Source organism: Bacillus pseudomycoides DSM 12442, assembly GCF_000161455.1.
GTDB classification, from domain to species: domain Bacteria; phylum Bacillota; class Bacilli; order Bacillales; family Bacillaceae_G; genus Bacillus_A; species Bacillus_A pseudomycoides.
Window position 1 is genome coordinate 412,930 of sequence record NZ_CM000745.1, and the last position, 17,888, is coordinate 430,817.

Genomic DNA, 17,888 nt, shown 5'->3' on the forward strand with positions numbered 1-17,888 from the left:
AATTCCCCCTTATATATATCTGTTCTTAAACAAAAAACACCTCTCAAATAAGAGAGGTGTCGAATAGACAAAATAGGCTCCTCTCTTATCTTCCAAAACGAAAATCGTTTTGCAGGAATTAGCACCTTAGCTTATAATTCATAAGCTCGGTTGCCGGGCATCATAGGGCCAGTCCCTCCGCCTCTCTGGATAAGAGTATTTGTATTAAATTTTTCAAAAACTATGGTACTAATAGTAAATCTCACAAAAAATTTTGTCAATAGGATTTTTCTGAATATAATTTATTTACGAATAATTGATTTCTTTCTTCTAATTATCTATTTGGTAGTCTCTAGACGTAATGGGCAATAGCTATGTACAAAGTATCCCTATCGTTAATATACTAGAACAGCAAATACTTTATATAAACAAACGAAAAGAGGTTATACTGTATGCAAGATAAACATGCTATACAAACCCTACTATTATCTCAGATAGAAAAACTCTCTCAATCCTTTCATTACGATTTTTTATATGAAGAGGCACAACAAGGAACACTATGCCAAATACTTTTACGAGATGATAACGGCTCCATCGTAGCAACGCCACTTAGTTTTCATATGTTGATAAACGAAGTTGCTGGTAAAGGAGAACTTATTTTTTATAACGAACATGGTGAATTTCATCGACAAAAATTTGATATTTATACGGAAGAAAGTATTGTTAAATTACTATTATTCATTCAAGAACGACTACAAGTAAATCAATAAATAATATGAAAGCAGCTACGTAACATGTAGCTGCTTTCATATTATTTATACTAAAATATTTTATGCCTTGCCCATTACACTCCTAAATAAACGGCTCTCTTATTTTTTAGTAACGTTCATTTCCTCCAGATTCCAAACTCTCGTCACCCAAGATTCATAAAAAGAAGGTTCATGAGAAACGAGTAAAATTGTCCCTTGATAGTGTTCTAAAGCTTCTCTCAATGCCTCTTTCGCCTGTACATCTAAATGATTCGTCGGCTCATCTAGAATTAAAACATTACTCCGCATTAACATAAGTTCACATAAACGTACCTTCGTTTGTTCTCCACCACTTAAAGAGCATAGAGATTGCCGAATGTGATCGGCCTTCAAACCACATCTTGCTAGGGATTGCCGAATTTCTTTTTGCGTCATATCCGGACGCCCTGACCATACTTGCTCAAGTGGTGTAACTTCTACCCTAAATTCTTCTTGAGCAAAATATGCAGGTTGTACCCGCTCTCCAATATGAACTCTCCCGCTTAATGGTTCTAATTGTCCTAACAACGTTTTTAGCATTGTTGTTTTTCCAATTCCATTATGACCAACAATTGCAATCTTTTCGCCCCTTTTCACTTGTAAATTAAGGGATGGAAACAATGGTTCCACGTAACCAATTTGAATTTGCTGTGCTTGTAATATGCGGCTCACAGGCTCAGTGTGAATCTGAAAATGAAAACGCGACCGTGGTACATCGTTATGTTTTCCAATTTTTTTCATTTTCTCCAATACCTTTTCACGGCTTTTTGCCTGCTTTGCTTTTCGAATTTTATTTTTTTGAATAAAACTCTCTAAATTTGCAATTTCCTTTTGTTGTCTCGTATAAGCCACTTGCAATTGCTGCTTCTGCAAGCGATAACTTTCTAAAAATCTTTCATAATTCCCCGTATAGCGCTTTATTGTTTGCCCTTCTAAATGATAAATAACATTCGTAATATTGTTTAAAAATGATTCATCATGTGACACAACAATATAGGCATGCTCATACGCTTGTAAATACGCCCTTAGCCAATCTATATGAACTGTATCTAAATAGTTTGTTGGTTCATCTAATAGTAAAACATGTGGCTTCTCTAAAAGAAGCTTCCCAAGTAATAACTTTGTACGCTGGCCACCACTTAATTTTGAAACATCTTTTTTCATCCCTAAGTCTAACAATCCTAAACCAGCTGCTACTTCTTCTATTTTCGTATGAACTTGATAAAAATCTGAACCCTCTAGTATATTTTGTAATTCCCCATAGTGTACTAATAACTTATCTAAGTCTGTTTCCTTTGCCATCTTTTCAGCAATGACTATCATTTCACGTTCAATCGCATACAAATGAGAAAATGCACTTTGTAAATATTCCTCAATTGTTGTTCCTTCTTGTAAATCAATATGCTGCTCTAAAAACCCCGCCTTTACATGCGGAAACCATTCAATCATTCCCCCATCAGGCAAAACTTCTCCTATTAAAAGCCGAAGCAATGTTGACTTTCCTGCACCATTACTTCCGACAAGCCCCGCATGTTCACCTTGTAATAATCGAAAACAAGCATTATATAAAATGGTTTTATCTCCATACGTATGTGTAAGATTTTCTACTGTTAATACGCTCATTTTTGTTCTCTCCTTTTCTTTATAACTAACAAGCCAAATAGGGAGAACTGCAAAATAAAGATCTTATTTAATTGTATATATGAAAAATGGGTAAGGTGAACACACCTTACCCATTACACATTACTATCGTAAAAAAGGATTAAGGTTCTTTACCTGCTGTCTTCAATTTGGCTTAAACTTTAAAAATGGGCAGACTTCTCCCATATCAAGCTAAAACCATTTGAAGAACAGTTGATAAAGTCATCTTATCCTTTCACTCCTTTATAAATCATTATTGTCTTATAATAAGCATGCACCATGCTCTTATATTTTATTCGTTATGAATCTTTTGGTTCCTCTTTTTCTTTAAAAATTTCTTTGGACATTTTCTCCATTGCATACAGACTTGTAAAATCTAAAATGAGTAAATCCACTCTTTGTTCAATCATTTAACCCATTGTTCCTCCCTCTAAAACAAAAAGCTTCTTAACAGTCACAAAAACTGTTAAGAAACTTTCATTACTTCCGCATATAAGGAGACAATATCCCTAAAATCTCGGCCTTATCTTCTTTTAACTCAAGAGATGTTAACATTTCCATCGTTCGAGGACGTGGTAAGTTAACCTTTACTTCACCTACAATCGTAGCTGGCCTTTGTGACATAATGAATACACGATCAGATAATAGAATCGCTTCATCTAAGTCATGGGTTACCATCACGATTGTTTGCTTCTCTTGATGCCATGAATCTAAAAGCCAACGATGCACTTCCATTTTTGTAAATGCATCTAACTTACCAAAGGGTTCATCAAGCAGCATAATCGGCTTTTCGCATAAATAGGTACGAAGGAAACTAATACGCTGACGCATACCACCGGATAATGCATCTGGATAATGATTTGCGTATTCAGCTAGACCAAATTGTTGCAAGGCTTCCATTCCTTCTGTAAGTCTCTCTTTCTTTGGCTTCCCATCAATTTCTAATGGAAGAACAATATTTTGTAGTGCTGAACGCCACGGGAGCAACAAATCTTGTTGCGGCATATAACTTACACTATCCTGTTTTTGAACAAGGGTATCGTTATAGATTACCTCACCACTAGTTGCCTCTTCAACACTCGCAATCAGATTTAATAACGTACTTTTTCCGCAACCACTTGGGCCTACAAACGAGACAAACTCACCTTCTTGTATAGAAGCACTAATCTTTTCTAGTACATTTTTCCCATCAAATGCTTTCACAACATCTTTTATTTGTAATCCGTTCATTTTTCACTTGGAAGGAACTCGTTTGTAAAGGCATCTTTTACATCAATTTTCTTTTTAATAACTTTGTTATCGTGTAAGAAATTCATATAATTCGTCCAAACTTCTTCCTTCTGTACTCCCCACGCTTTCGCATCGTCTTGATACTTCGTACTTAACCATTTTTGGCTCTCTTGTACTAACTCTTTATTAATGTCCGGTACATTTTTAATTAAAATATCAGCCGCTTCTTTTGGCTCTTTAATTGCAAAGTTATATCCTTCTGCCGTTGCGTTCATGAATTTTTTCACAAAATCTTTATCTTGCTTTGTATGCTTTTCACTTGTAATAATGACAGGACTATAGAAATCTAACGCTGGATCTAAATCTTTTACCATGATCGTATTTAATTCTTTTCCTTGTCGTTTTGCTTCAATGCCATCCCAGCCATAATAAATCCATTCAAAGTCTGCATCGCGGCCAATTGATTTAAAGAAATCTGTTTGTCCAAGAACAACCTTTTCTACTTTACTAAAATCAGCTTGATGCTTATCCATAATTGTTTTTAACGTCGCTTCTTCTGCTGGTGCACCCCAACCGCCGTAGCGCTTACCTTCAAACCCTTTCGGAGAGGTAATATTATCTTTTTTCAGTGATGCAAATGCAGATGTATTATGTTGAATAATTGCTCCAATTGAAACAACCGGTATTCCTTCAACACGAGCTGATGTTACGTTTTCTTGATAACTTACACCGAAATCAGCTTTTCCTGATGCAATCATTTGCTCTGCCGATACGTTATCACCCGGCTGAATGATTTCTACGTCTAAACCTTGTTTTTTATAGTAGTCTTTCGTCTTTGCTACATATAAACCAGTATGGTTTGTATTCGGGAACCAGTCTAAAACAACTTTTACTTTCTTTTCTTTATCTGCGCTCTCTTCTTTCTTCGCCGCATTACAGCCAACAACACCAGCTGCAAGTATTGCAGCTAGCATCACTTTTAAGCCTTTTTTCATTTTCTGTCGTCCTTTCTGTATATCCATGGTGCTGTTAGTCTTGCCATAAATTCTACGATAAAATACAAGAGCAATGTCACCATGACAATAATTGCTGCAATACCAAATACACGAGCTGTTAAAAAGGATTTTGTTGCACGAGTAAGCATAACACCTAATCCCTCGCTCGCACCAAGCCACTCCCCGATAATTGCTCCCATCACGCTATATGTAACCGCAATTTTTAATCCAGAGAAAAAATATGGAAGCACGGCAGGGAATTTTACCTTCTGATAGATTTGCCATTTTGTCGCACGCATTGTTTGCAGCAACTTGAGCATGTTTTTATCTACTGTTTGAAAACCTTCTAAAATACTAAGAGCAATTGGAAAGAAACAAACAAGAATAACGACCATCACCTTTGGGAGCATTCCATATCCAAACCAAATAATAAATAGAGGGGCTAGTACGACAATCGGAATGGTTTGTGAAATAACGAGTAACGGATTAATTAACACACGAAATAACGGAATCACATCCATAATAATTGCAATACTCGTTCCAAGTAAAATCGCAAAGAATAATCCGATGATAACTTCTTGTAGTGTTTGCATTGTATTTGGCAACAATAAATCTTTCATTCCAATGAGTTCCTGTACAATAGTAGAAGGCTTGGGTAAAATCCACGGTTCAATTCGAAATAATGAAACAGATCCTTCCCATATAGAAATGAGAAGGATTAGCCAAATCATTGTAATTGTTATGTTAGATCGTTTCTGGTTTTTCATATTCATCACGGTACTTCCAAACTTTCTCATCAATCGTTACACCTGTACTTGGACGATAATGAATTTTAATAGAAGTAATAACCTCTTCTGCTCCAGCATCAACACAAGCTTGTTGTGCACGCTTAATGACATCAAGAAGCACGTCTAATTCTCCTTCTAGTGTTGTTTCCATCGCACCTACTTCATAACGAACACCCGATTGTTGTACGACTTCAATTGCTTTATCAACAACGGCATACACATCTTTCGTTTTTGCTTGTGGTACGACTGAAAATGAAATTGTAACTTGTTGTGACATCCGAAAATCCCCCTTGCAAAATATGTTCTGTAAAAAGAAAAGGCTTTCCTACAAAATACGTAGGAAAGCCTTGTATGCAAGTTATTATACAATAACATCTGCTTACATCACTTTAAGTAACTCCCTACGCTGGCATTATCCAGATCAGGTTGAGGGTCGATGCTTACTTACATCCTCTCAGCCAATTGGCTCCCCGGTCTTAATTCGTTTTCATTGTAGCATGATTTATTTTTTCAAACAAACAAATCTACATTTTTTCATAATATGATACCGCTCATAATCTATTGTTCATATATTTTATACTATATTTTCAAAGAAGCTGGTGCCTCAAAACTTGGTAAATGGCATTTTTGGCTCTTACATATCGGACTACCGATTATAATGATTGCACTTGCTCTTGAGATTTATGGCTACCATGCAGCTATACCTTTTGTTGCTGGTGGAAGTATTCTTGTTGTTCTTGCTATTATCATTTTTGCTATTAATATTTTCACACAAATTAAAGAATCTCTAAAATAAGTCTATTTCATAAGAAAAAAGCAGAAACAGATGAATTCGTTTCTGCTTTTTTCTTTGCAACACATTCACTATACGTCCATTATTTCTTATTTATATATTAAATTAAAGTAATTGTTTTTCCAAAATAATGTCACAAAATATAGTGAATGTTACATTTTATGTGTTATATAATAAAAAGGTTGATTTAACAGGTCTTTATTTGAATAATTTAATAATTATCATTCAAATTAAATTATTCAAAAATATCTTACCATATAAATTTTGGAGGTAGTTTATCATGTTTTGGCTACAATTTCTTACCTTATTACTCTGCATTTTTATCGGTGCACGCCTTGGTGGAGTTGGACTAGGGGTAATGGGTGGCGTTGGTATGGCAATACTTGTATTCGTATTCCATTTACAACCTACAGCTCCTCCTATTGACGTTATGCTGATGATTTTAGCAGTCATTACAGCTGCAGGTGCCTTACAAGCTGCAGGTGGAATGGATTACCTTGTTCATCTTGCAGAAAAAGCACTTCGTAAAAACCCGAAGCGCATTACATTTTTCGCACCTATTGTGACATATTTATTTACATTGTGCGCTGGAACTGGACATGTTGCCTATTCCGTACTTCCCGTTATTGCAGAGGTATCACGTGAATCAGGAATTAGACCTGAACGCCCGATGTCAATTGCCGTAATCGCTTCGCAACAAGCAATTACAGCAAGTCCAATCTCTGCTGCAACTGTGGCCCTGTTAGCAATGCTAGCTGATTATAAAATTACATTGTTAGATATTTTAAAAGTAAGTATTCCTTCTACTTTCATCGCTTGTATGCTAGCTGCTTTCGTTGCCAGCAAAATGGGTAAAGAGTTAAATGAAGACCCTGAATACTTGAAACGATTAAAAGAAGGAATGATTCCTAAACTTGAAGAAAAGAAAGAATTTATCGGTGCAAAGGGCGCCAAATTATCTGTTGTTCTCTTCTTATTTGCAACTATTTTTGTTGTTCTTCTTGGTTCATTCGAAGCACTTCGTCCAGGATGGATGATAGACGGAAAATTAGTTCGGCTTTCAATGCCAAACACAATTGAAATGGTAATGTTAACAATTGCTGCTCTTATTATTATCTTCTGTAAGCCAAATGTAGAAAGCATTGTATCTGGAAATGTCTTCAAAGCTGGTGCTACAGCCGTTGTTGCAATCTTCGGTATCGCTTGGATGGGAGACACATTCTTTAACGGAAACTTAAGTACGATTCAAGGATCGATTCAACACTTAGTAACAAGCGCACCATGGTTATTCGCTATTGCATTATTTATTCTATCTATTTTACTGTATAGCCAGGCAGCAACAGTACGTGCGTTAGTGCCACTCGGATTATCACTTGGTATTTCACCAGCACTTCTTATTGCGATGTTCCCTGCAGTAAACGGATATTTCTTCATTCCGAACTACGGAACAATTGTTGCTGCGATCAACTTTGACCGTACAGGAACAACACGTATTGGTAAATATGTATTAAATCATAGCTTTATGATTCCTGGTCTGGTCGCAACATTTGCTTCCATTGGAATTGGGATGCTACTAATTTCAATTATGTTTTAATATATAAAAAGCACAAACTTTTTCTGAATAAAGTTTGTGCTTTTTTCATTTAATCAAACGTTTGTTTAAATTCTTTATTCAATAACCTCTACATTATATCCTTTCTTCTCTATCGCGCTTAGCACTTCTTCAATATGATTTTTATTTTTCGTTTCTAATGATAAATGGAGCTGCGCATACCCAGGAAACACCTTTGTTCCAATTCTCTCTAAATGAATATGTAATACGTTCGCTTCAAAATTTGTCACAATTTCAAGTAAGTGTTGCAAATGTCCTGGTTTATCCTTAATTGTTGTCGCAATGTGAACAAATCGACCAGCTTCAACCATTCCATGTTCAATAATACGAGTGATAAAGTTTACGTCGACATTCCCTCCACTTAAAACTGACACAACCTTTTTTTCCTTCACAGGTACTTTTTGATATAGTAGCGCCGCTAATGAACTAGCACCGGACCCCTCTACTAATAATTTATTGCGTTCAAGTAGCATTAGCATCGTTCGTGCAATTTCCATTTCATCCACACAAAAAATATCATCTACGTAGCGCTCTACAAGCTGAAAAGTAAGCTCACCTGGTCTTTTTACCGCGATTCCATCTGCCATAGTCGGCGAAGATTCTACTGTAATTACCTTCTTTTCTTCAAAGGATTGCTTCATACCTGGACAAGCAAGCGCTTGTACACCATATATTTTTACCGATGGCTTCTGTTCTTTAATCGCCATCGCTATACCTGCAATTAAACCTCCGCCTCCAACAGGACAGATTACTGCATCTATATCATCAAACTGCTGCATAATTTCTAATCCAACTGTACCTTGACCAGCAATGACAGCCTCATCATCAAACGGGTGAACAAACTTCGCTCCCGTTTGTTCTTTTAAATCAAGTGCGTAAGCTAAAGCATCGTCAAATACATCACCTTGCAACTCTACATGTGCACCATATCGCTTAGTCGCAAGCACTTTACTAAGCGGGGCACCTTTTGGCATCACAATCGTACAAGGAATACCGAGCATATTACTAGAATAGGCAACTCCTTGTGCATGATTTCCAGCAGACGCTGCAACAACCCCATTTTCTAATTCACCTTTATCAAGAGAAACCATCTTATTATAAGAACCACGTACTTTAAAAGAACCCGTCTTTTGTAAATTTTCGAGTTTCAAATATACTTCATTATGCGATAGTTCACTAAATGTACTTGAATAATCTAGTGGTGTCATATGGACAATGCCTTTCATTTTCTCATGAGCAGCTATAATATCTTGTAAAGAAATCATATGTTCCCCTCCGAAACGATATATGTTCATACATATTAGTTTGAGCCGCACACTTTGTTTTATACGACAAAAAACCATTTTTTCAGATTAGAAATGGTTCTTCCCATATATCAACAATTTTCACTATTTATCCCGCTATTCGCGGGCAGTAAGACCCCCACCTCAAGATTCAGAGAGAAACGAGGAAGATAGGTGGGAGATTAACTGACCGTAAAATCCCAATTGGTGAGGGATGATAATCAGTATGGGATGAAGAACCCCCCACTAATTAAAGTTTCACTTTATCATTAAAAATACCTGTCAGTAAAGACGTACTTTCATAAGGCGAATCTGCTAAACTAATTGCAGAAATAACAGAAACGCCATCAGCCCCTGCCTCTATAACAGAAGCAGCATTTTTAACTGTAATTCCTCCAATACCAACAATCGGAACTGTAATCCCTGCCTCTCTAAAATGACGCAACCCTTTCGTTCCTTGCACCGCTTTTGTATCTTTCTTCGTACTCGTCGGAAAAATAGGTCCTACTCCTAAATAATCCGCCCCATTTGCAATGGCAAAGCGTGCTTCTTCTATCGTATGGGCAGATACCCCAACAATTTTATCTCCCATTTTTTCACGAACGAATGTAATTCCTTCATCATCTTGTCCAACATGAATACCATCTGCATCTAATTCAATTGCTAAGTCTACATCATCATTCACAATAAATGGAACATTATATTCTTTACAAAGTGCTTGTAACTGCTTTGCAAAATGGACTCGTTCTTTTCCAGTTAAAGCTCCTTCACCCTTTTCACGAAATTGAAAAAGGGTCACTCCACCATCTAGCGCTTCTTTCATTACTCGTAATGGATCCTTTTGGCAATTGTTACTACCCATAATAAAATACACTTGCAATAATTTGGACATTTGCTGTTGATTAATGCGCGCCATTTCCCTCATCCTTTCTTACTGCACTTCTTGGATATTTCCATATTGTTCAATATCATCCACAGTAATGTTTGCTAGCTGATTCAAAAATTCGATTTGGAAACTGCCCGGTCCTAGCTCCACGGTTTTTGCAGCAGCGATTTCTGCTGCTACCCCATAAAACGTTAATGCAGCAACTGCTGCTTTCACATAATCTTTTTCAACCGCTGCAAATGCTCCCATTACAGAAGTTAACAAACATCCCGTCCCTGTAACTTTCGTTAAGATTGGATGGCCGTTACGAATGATAAAAGTTCGCTCACCATTTGTTACAACATCTTCTTTTCCGGTAATAACCGCGACTGTATCTAGTTCATCTGCTGCTTGTTTCGCAATTCCTACAACATCTCCATTTCCAGCACCAACATCAACACCTTTAATTTCCCATTTTTCATTGATAACATTAGCAATTTCCGCTGCATTCCCGCGAATCATTGCTAATTTCACTTCACTTGGAATATGTCTTGCTACTTCAGTTCGGTAAGAAGTAGCTCCAGCACCAACTGGATCAAATAATATTGGTACATGATGTGTATTCGCAGACTTTCCAGCAATTAGCATTGCTTCTACTTCTTCAGGGCGAAGCGTACCCATATTTAAAACAAGTGCTCCTGCAATGCTAGCCATTTCAGCCACTTCTTCTTTTGCATACGCCATAACTGGTGATGCTCCTACTGCAAGTAAACCATTGGCCGTAAAATTTGTCACAACAACATTTGTAATATTATGCACAAGTGGATTAGACTCTCTTACTACTTCCACTACTTTTGCAATTTCTTTTATATTCATTCTTTTCATCTCCTAATTTAGTAATGGGAGATACACAAAAAGACACTTCGCGTATGCAAAGTGCCTGAATATGTGCTTTTACACTCTCCCTACGCTGGCATTATCCAACAGGTTCAAATGGTCAACGACAGATTAGCCGTACTCTCAGTTTGCTTCCGCAAACTCCCATGTGTTTTCTTATTCATCTAATTCAGAGTCTACTCTTATTCTCTTAAAATAACAAGTTACAAGTTTTTGTCATCTTAATATGTAAGTACAAATTGAAAAAACGATAAAAACCCTTTTTTTAGGTGGGAGAGACCATCCGGCCATGCATAGAAGCGGTCAGGTCCTCTTTTAGCCCCATGCCAAGTTCAAACAAAATGAGAGCGGGTCACTTTTTGTTCTTCGGAGCAGCGACTTATATATTGAAAAATCAAAATGGATTTATATATATAAAATAGTGATAGGACATTAAAATCCCTACCACTATCTTTCATATTATTTTAAGCCTTTAGATACTTCTTTCACCATTTCTGATACAGACTCAAGTCCGCCACCAGATAGGTACCAGTAGTTTGCATCTAAATAGATTACATTGTTATTTTTCGCAGCATTTGTTTTGTTAACAAGTTCATTTTCAACTACTTGTTTCGCAGAAGATTTACCACCAGTAACAACACCGCTATCGATTACGAATAAGTAATCAGGGTTCTTTTCGAGAATATATTCAAATGACACGTTATTACCATGAGTAGATGCTTGAATCTCTTTATCCGCAGGAATTACTCCAAACACATCGTGGATAATACCAAAACGAGATTCCGGACCATACGCACTTACTTTACCGTCATTTGCTTTAATAACTAAACCTTTTTTGTCACTTTTCGTAGCTTTTTCATTTAATGCTTTTACATCCTTTTCAACTGCTGCAATTTCTTTTTTCGCTTTATCTTCTTTTCCAAAGATTTTTGCTAACATTTCTGTGTTGTCTTTAAATGATTTCATATAATCTTTAGTATCTTGTTCTACATAAATTGTTGGAGCAATTTTTGAGAATTCTTTATATGAATCAGCTTGTCTTGCAGAAATAATAATTAAATCTGGTGCAATTTCGTTAATTTTTTCAAAATCTGGCTCTTTTAAACCACCAACGTTTGTATACTTTTTATCTTTATATTTAGAAAGGTACTCTGGTGTATTCTTTTGTGGTACACCAGTTACTTCAACACCTAATTTATCTAATGTATCTAAGGAACCAAAGTCAAATACGACAACTTTTTTCGGGTTAGTTTTAACTTTCGTTTCTCCTAATTTGTGCTTAATCGTCATCTCTTTTGATTTACTTTCACTCGCTTCTGTCTTCTTCTCAGAAGAAGCGTTATTGCTACATGCTACCGCGACGATAGCAAGTATGAAAGTTAATAGTAGCATCGCTAATTTCTTCACTTCAATCACCTCTATAAATTTTTTAAAATTATTTAAATCGATAGCAAGCTAGTACTATCAAAATAACTTCCTCTTATGAAAAATAAATACAAATATTATTTCCCGCTATTTCTTCAATATGAATATCCATGTCATAAATATCCTTCAAAACAATCGGGTCAATGATTTCATTTGTTGCTCCCTCTTTCATTACTTTTCCATCTTTTAAAGCAACGATATAATCAGAGTAACAAGAAGCAAAGTTAATATCATGGATTACAATTACAACTGTTTTACCCAGTTCTTCAACTAAGCGTCTTAGCACTTTCATAATTTGTACGGAATGCTTCATATCTAAGTTGTTCAATGGCTCATCTAGCAAAATATATTCTGTATTTTGAGCAATAACCATAGCGATATATGCCCTTTGCCGCTGCCCACCACTAAGCTGATCTAAGTACTTATATTGAATATCTTCAAGCTCCATATAGTTAATGGCTTCCTCGATATGATTCCAATCTTCTTCGGACAGATTTCCTTGTGAATACGGAAATCTCCCAAAACTAACTAATTCCCGAATCGTAAGTCTTAAATTGATATGATTCGTTTGCTTTAAAATAGAGACTTTTTTGGCAAGCTCATTACTCTTCCATTCGCCAATTTCTTTATCCTCTATATAGATTTCACCAGCATCTTTTTGTAACAGCCTACTCATCATAGAAAGAACCGTACTTTTTCCAGCTCCATTCGGTCCGATAAAAGATGTGATTTTACCTTTTTCTATTTTAATAGAAACATCTTCAACAACATTGTTATTTCCATATTGCTTTGATATATTTCTTACTTCTACCATGCCTTGCTCTCCTTTAATAGAAGATAGATGAAGTATACTCCACCAACAAAATTCACAATAACGCTTAAAGTTGTATTAAATTCAAACAACCTTTCAACAATTAATTGTCCCCCTACTAGGGCAATAATACTAATAAAGATAGAACCTGCTATTAAATATTTGTGCCTGTATGTACGTAAACATTCACGCGCAACGTTTACTACAAGTAATCCTAAAAATGTAATTGGTCCAACTAACGCTGTAGAAATAGAAACTAGAATTGCAATTACAATTAAAAGCTTTTTCACAACTTTATCGTAATCTACACCTAAATTAATAGCCTCTTCTCTTCCTAGCGATAGTACATCTAATAACTTCAGTTCTTTATATACGTAAGCGAGAACTAATAGAATCCCAATGATAGACGTTACAAGTAACTCTGTTCTCACGTTATTTACACTTGCAAACATTTTCCCTTGTACAATTTGAAACTCATTTGGATCAATGAGTACTTGCATAAAAGAGGATAAACTTTGAAAGAACGTTCCAAATATTAATCCAATTAACAATAAGAAATAAATATTGCTTCCTTCTCTCTTAAAGAGAAATTTATAAAGAAACAGTGAAAAAATAACCATTAAGCTTACTGATACAAGAAAATTAACATTTGTATTCATCATTGTGATATGTTTTGAACCGAATACAAACACTACAAATGTTTGCATAAACATATAAAGTGAATCTAGACCGATAATGCTTGGTGTTAAAATACGGTTGTTACTAATTGTTTGAAAAATCATAGACGAAAACGCAATTGCTCCGCCCGTTATAACCATTGCCAACAATTTCTTACCTCTTCTTGGCAATGCATAATCTAATGTATTCATATTTAAGTTAATAAATAAAAATATCCCCATGGCTACAACTGATGCAATGGCAAGCACTGCCAACATTTTTTTATGACTTGTTTGTTTTCTATGCTGCATATGCGTTTCTCCTCATCAATAAATAAAGGAAGATTCCGCTTCCAATTACTGCCACTGTAAGGCCAATAGAAATCTCGTACGGATAAATAACGACGCGGCCAAGTATATCGCAAGCAAGTACAAAGACCGCTCCTAGTAAAGCAGTATGAGGTAAACTATTCTTTAAATTATCTCCACGATAAATAGAAACAATATTCGGAATAATAAGCCCTAGAAATGGAATCATACCAACAGTCAAAACAACTAATGCGGAGATTAAAGAAACGATAATTAGCCCGATATTTAGCACTCGGTTGTAATTCATCCCTAAGTTGGCCGCAAAATCTTCACCCATTCCAGCAACTGTAAATCGATTTGCATATAAGAAGGCGATAATGACAAGTGGGATACTTAAATATAAAATTTCATATCTTCCTTTCATCACCATTGAAAAATCCCCTTGTAGCCATGCAGAAATGTTCTGAATTAGGTCGTATTTATAAGCAAAGAATGTCGTTATAGAGCTGATAATGTTCCCAAACATAATTCCCACAAGCGGGATAAAAATCGCATCCTTAAACTTAATTCTCTTCAAAATTTGCATAAATAAAAATGTACCAGCTAATGCAAAGACAAATGCAACAAACATTTTTTCAAGCGGGCTCGCTGTCGTGAATAGCATCAATGAAACTAAAACCCCTAGCTTTGCACTATCCATTGTCCCCGCAGTTGTCGGGGATACAAATTTATTTCTGCTAAGTTGCTGCATAATTAAACCACTTATACTTAAGCTAACACCAGCAACAATAATACTGATTAGACGTGGTAATCTACTAATAAATACAATTTGCATTTTTTCTTGATTCCAGTGCAAAATATCTGCTAGATTAACCTCTTTTACACCGATAAAAATAGACACAATTGATAAAACAATAAGCATGATAAACAAATATCTCTTTTTCATAATTTCTTCATGGTGCAGATTATGTTCTGTCGCCATCATTTGATTTCATACAGATTATAATCCTATCATTTTATCCCCCTTTGTCTATTTATAAGATAATAGAAAAGAAAATGATTCTCTTTATCAATTAAAGGTATACTTTATACTTTCAATCTGACGTTTTGGCAATAATCAGATTACCAACTTAATGATAATGAAATTCATTAACAATGTCAATGAATTCCATTATTGTTTATATCGCTTTTTTATTCATATTAGGAAACTTATTATATCTATAGAATTAATAAAAAGCCCAACTTCCCTTTGAGATAAGAAAAATTGCACTTTCTTCTTTTTCTTTTGAACCAAATTTCAATTTTGCCAAAACTTCCGCTAACGCAGGATTACGCGGCTCATCATCTTGATTTTATTGTTTCATATACTTCGCAACATCGCGTTTTGATCTTTTCCGCCTTGTGAAATAATGGTTTGTCCTTTTAAAAAAGGACAAAGATATCCTACTATTTTGTTATATCCGAAATACTAAAATTTTCACCCTCTTAACTAGTCAAAGATATAGAGTATTTAATTCATAACAAAAGGTTAGAATCTTCGGCATAACTGAATCCACAAAGGATGTATGCTATATTTAACTTACGGAAACTTGAAAGGATGTTTTAAATATGGCAAAAAGTGTTGTAATTGCTGAAAAACCTTCTGTTGCACGTGATATTGCGCGTGTATTGAAGTGTGATAAAAAAGGAAATGGTTATCTTGAAGGTAATAAATATATCGTTACTTGGGCTTTAGGGCATCTTGTTACATTAGCAGACCCAGAAAGCTATGATGTGAAATACAAAAAGTGGAATTTAGAAGATCTGCCAATGCTACCTGAACGTTTGAAATTGACAGTGATTAAGCAAACTGGCAAACAGTTTAATGCCGTTAAAAGTCAACTGATTAGAAAAGATGTTACTGAAATAATAGTGGCTACAGACGCAGGAAGAGAGGGAGAATTAGTCGCGCGTTGGATTATTGATAAAGTTAAAATTAATAAACCTATCAAGCGTCTATGGATTTCATCTGTTACCGATAAAGCAATCAAAGATGGCTTCGCAAACTTAAAGCCAGGTAAAGCATATGAAAATTTATACGCTTCAGCTGTCGCACGTTCGGAGGCTGACTGGTATATCGGGCTTAATGCAACACGTGCATTAACTACTCGATTTAATGCTCAACTAAACTGTGGTCGTGTACAAACACCTACTGTGGCTATCATTGCAGGTCGTGAAGACGAAATTAAAAACTTTAAAGCTCAAACATACTACGGAATTGAAGCTCAAACAACAGATAAGTTAAAGCTAACTTGGCAAGATGGGAAAGGCAATGGTCGTAGTTTTGATAAAGCGAAAATCGATACGATTGTGAAAAAACTCGATAAACAAAATGCCACTGTCACGGAAATTGAGAAAAAGCAGAAAAAATCATTCGCTCCTGGTCTTTATGATTTAACTGAGCTACAACGTGATGCGAATAAAATCTTTGGTTACTCTGCAAAAGAAACATTAAACATTATGCAAAAATTATATGAGCAACATAAAGTACTCACTTACCCTCGTACAGATTCGCGCTATATTTCATCTGATATCGTCGGAACACTTCCAGAGCGTCTAAAAGCGTGTGGAGTAGGAGAATACCGTCCTTTAGCTCATAAAATTTTAAATAAGCCTATAAAATCCACTAAAGCATTTGTTGATGATAGTAAAGTAAGCGATCATCACGCAATCATCCCAACGGAAAGCTATGTGAATTTCTCAGCTTTCACAGATAAAGAACGCAAAATTTATGATTTAGTGGTAAAACGTTTCTTAGCAGTTTTATTCCCAGCCTTTGAATATGAACAACTAACATTACGCACGAAAATTGGTGATGAAACGTTTGTTGCACGTGGCAAAACGATTTTACATTCTGGTTGGAAAGAAGTATATGAAAACCGCTTTGAAGATGACGATGCAGTTGAAGATTTAAAAGAGCAAATTTTACCTCGCATTGAAAAAGGCGATACATTAAGCGTAAAACTAATTGCTCAAACATCAGGTCAAACAAAACCACCTGCACGCTTTAATGAAGCAACGTTACTTTCAGCAATGGAAAACCCTACAAAATACATGGATACGCAAAATAAACAACTTGCTGATACGCTAAAATCAACTGGTGGATTAGGTACTGTGGCTACACGAGCTGACATTATTGACAAACTATTTAATTCATTCTTGATTGAAAAACGTGGTAAAGATATTCACATTACATCAAAAGGTCGTCAGTTACTTGATTTAGTACCGGAAGAACTAAAATCTCCTACACTAACTGCTGAATGGGAACAAAAACTTGAAGCTATCGCAAAAGGTAAATTAAAAAAAGAAATTTTCATTTCCGAGATGAAAAACTATACAAAAGAAATCGTTGCTGAAATTAAATCAAGCGATAAAAAGTATAAGCATGAAAACATTTCAACAAAAACTTGTCCAGACTGTGGAAAACCGATGCTTGAAGTAAACGGCAAAAAAGGTAAAATGCTTGTATGCCAAGACCGCGAATGTGGTCATCGTAAAAATGTATCCCGTACGACAAATGCAAGATGCCCTCAATGTAAGAAAAAACTAGAACTTCGCGGTGAAGGAGATGGGCAAATCTTCGCATGTAAATGTGGATATCGCGAGAAGCTTTCTACATTCCAAGAGCGCCGCAAGAAAGAATCAGGAAATAAAGCAGATAAACGCTACGTGCAAAAATATATGAAGCAGCAACAAAAAGAAGAAGAAGAGCCATTAAATAACGCACTAGCAGAAGCATTAAAAAAGTTAAAATTTGAATAAAAAAAAGTTTCTACT

At 35.6% G+C, this 17,888-nt stretch carries 16 protein-coding genes and 3 riboswitches; of the genes, 4 read left to right on the forward strand and 12 right to left on the reverse strand.

The annotated features are described in order from the left end of the window. Positions 1 to 82: 82 nt before the first annotated feature. A riboswitch (SAM riboswitch) is annotated at positions 83 to 196 on the reverse strand. 235 nt (positions 197 to 431) lie between these two features. After that, complete coding sequence (locus BPMYX0001_RS02135) at positions 432 to 749, forward strand: hypothetical protein (RefSeq protein WP_018782583.1); 318 nt, start codon at positions 432 to 434, stop codon at positions 747 to 749. Positions 750 to 848: 99 nt separating this feature from the next. Here the strand turns inward: BPMYX0001_RS02135 and BPMYX0001_RS02140 are convergent, their stop codons facing one another. The 5 genes from BPMYX0001_RS02140 to BPMYX0001_RS02160 form a co-directional block, all read right to left on the reverse strand. Continuing rightward, entirely contained in the window at positions 849 to 2,390 is a 1,542-nt protein-coding gene (locus BPMYX0001_RS02140) for an ABC-F family ATP-binding cassette domain-containing protein (protein ID WP_006093421.1), read from the reverse strand. 498 nt (positions 2,391 to 2,888) lie between these two features. Beyond that, entirely contained in the window at positions 2,889 to 3,638 is a 750-nt protein-coding gene (locus tag BPMYX0001_RS02145; RefSeq protein WP_033798592.1) for an ABC transporter ATP-binding protein, read from the reverse strand. Then, positions 3,635 to 4,633, reverse strand: a complete 999-nt coding sequence (locus tag BPMYX0001_RS02150; protein ID WP_033798593.1) for an ABC transporter substrate-binding protein — start codon at positions 4,631 to 4,633, stop codon at positions 3,635 to 3,637. Before BPMYX0001_RS02150 ends, BPMYX0001_RS02145 begins: the two co-directional genes overlap by 4 nt. Next, positions 4,630 to 5,406, reverse strand: coding sequence for an ABC transporter permease (locus BPMYX0001_RS02155; protein WP_033798594.1), 777 nt, complete (start codon positions 5,404 to 5,406; stop codon positions 4,630 to 4,632). Before BPMYX0001_RS02155 ends, BPMYX0001_RS02150 begins: the two co-directional genes overlap by 4 nt. After that, entirely contained in the window at positions 5,378 to 5,698 is a 321-nt protein-coding gene (locus tag BPMYX0001_RS02160) for an MTH1187 family thiamine-binding protein (RefSeq protein ID WP_006093425.1), read from the reverse strand. Before BPMYX0001_RS02160 ends, BPMYX0001_RS02155 begins: the two co-directional genes overlap by 29 nt. Before the next feature lie 104 nt (positions 5,699 to 5,802). Continuing rightward, positions 5,803 to 5,904, reverse strand: a riboswitch (TPP riboswitch). 175 nt (positions 5,905 to 6,079) lie between these two features. Between BPMYX0001_RS02160 and BPMYX0001_RS32905 the strand changes: the two genes are divergently transcribed. Both BPMYX0001_RS32905 and BPMYX0001_RS02165 read left to right on the forward strand, forming a co-directional pair. Continuing rightward, a complete protein-coding gene (locus BPMYX0001_RS32905) occupies positions 6,080 to 6,217 on the forward strand; it encodes a hypothetical protein (RefSeq protein ID WP_006093426.1) in 138 nt (45 codons plus the stop codon). Between the two features lie 277 nt (positions 6,218 to 6,494). Further along, the gene (locus tag BPMYX0001_RS02165; RefSeq protein ID WP_006093427.1) at positions 6,495 to 7,808 is read left to right on the forward strand and encodes an anaerobic C4-dicarboxylate transporter family protein; all 1,314 of its coding nucleotides are present in this window, start codon (positions 6,495 to 6,497) and stop codon (positions 7,806 to 7,808) included. A gap of 74 nt (positions 7,809 to 7,882) precedes the next feature. On the opposite strand, the gene ilvA is transcribed toward BPMYX0001_RS02165, so the two are convergent. From ilvA to BPMYX0001_RS02200, 7 genes are all read right to left on the reverse strand, one after another. Next, entirely contained in the window at positions 7,883 to 9,091 is a 1,209-nt protein-coding gene (gene ilvA / locus BPMYX0001_RS02170; protein WP_033798595.1) for a threonine ammonia-lyase, read from the reverse strand. Positions 9,092 to 9,359: 268 nt separating this feature from the next. Continuing rightward, a complete protein-coding gene (gene thiE, locus BPMYX0001_RS02175) occupies positions 9,360 to 10,034 on the reverse strand; it encodes a thiamine phosphate synthase (protein WP_006093429.1) in 675 nt (224 codons plus the stop codon). Positions 10,035 to 10,040: 6 nt separating this feature from the next. Further along, a complete protein-coding gene (gene thiM / locus BPMYX0001_RS02180; RefSeq protein WP_006093430.1) occupies positions 10,041 to 10,859 on the reverse strand; it encodes a hydroxyethylthiazole kinase in 819 nt (272 codons plus the stop codon). 60 nt (positions 10,860 to 10,919) lie between these two features. Next, positions 10,920 to 11,029, reverse strand: a riboswitch (TPP riboswitch). A 301-nt stretch (positions 11,030 to 11,330) separates the two neighbouring features. Then, positions 11,331 to 12,278: a siderophore ABC transporter substrate-binding protein gene (locus BPMYX0001_RS02185; RefSeq protein WP_033798597.1), complete on the reverse strand. Its 948-nt coding sequence runs from the start codon at positions 12,276 to 12,278 to the stop codon at positions 11,331 to 11,333. A 73-nt stretch (positions 12,279 to 12,351) separates the two neighbouring features. Then, a complete protein-coding gene (locus tag BPMYX0001_RS02190) occupies positions 12,352 to 13,110 on the reverse strand; it encodes an iron ABC transporter ATP-binding protein (protein WP_033798598.1) in 759 nt (252 codons plus the stop codon). After that, positions 13,104 to 14,006: an iron chelate uptake ABC transporter family permease subunit gene (locus tag BPMYX0001_RS02195; protein WP_371393780.1), complete on the reverse strand. Its 903-nt coding sequence runs from the start codon at positions 14,004 to 14,006 to the stop codon at positions 13,104 to 13,106. The genes BPMYX0001_RS02190 and BPMYX0001_RS02195 overlap by 7 nt, the downstream gene beginning before the upstream one ends. Positions 14,007 to 14,064: 58 nt before the next feature. Next, positions 14,065 to 15,018, reverse strand: a complete 954-nt coding sequence (locus BPMYX0001_RS02200; RefSeq protein WP_033799601.1) for an ABC transporter permease — start codon at positions 15,016 to 15,018, stop codon at positions 14,065 to 14,067. A 662-nt stretch (positions 15,019 to 15,680) separates the two neighbouring features. Between BPMYX0001_RS02200 and BPMYX0001_RS02205 the strand changes: the two genes are divergently transcribed. Next, the gene (locus BPMYX0001_RS02205; protein ID WP_003205730.1) at positions 15,681 to 17,873 is read left to right on the forward strand and encodes a DNA topoisomerase III; all 2,193 of its coding nucleotides are present in this window, start codon (positions 15,681 to 15,683) and stop codon (positions 17,871 to 17,873) included. Positions 17,874 to 17,888: the final 15 nt, after the last annotated feature.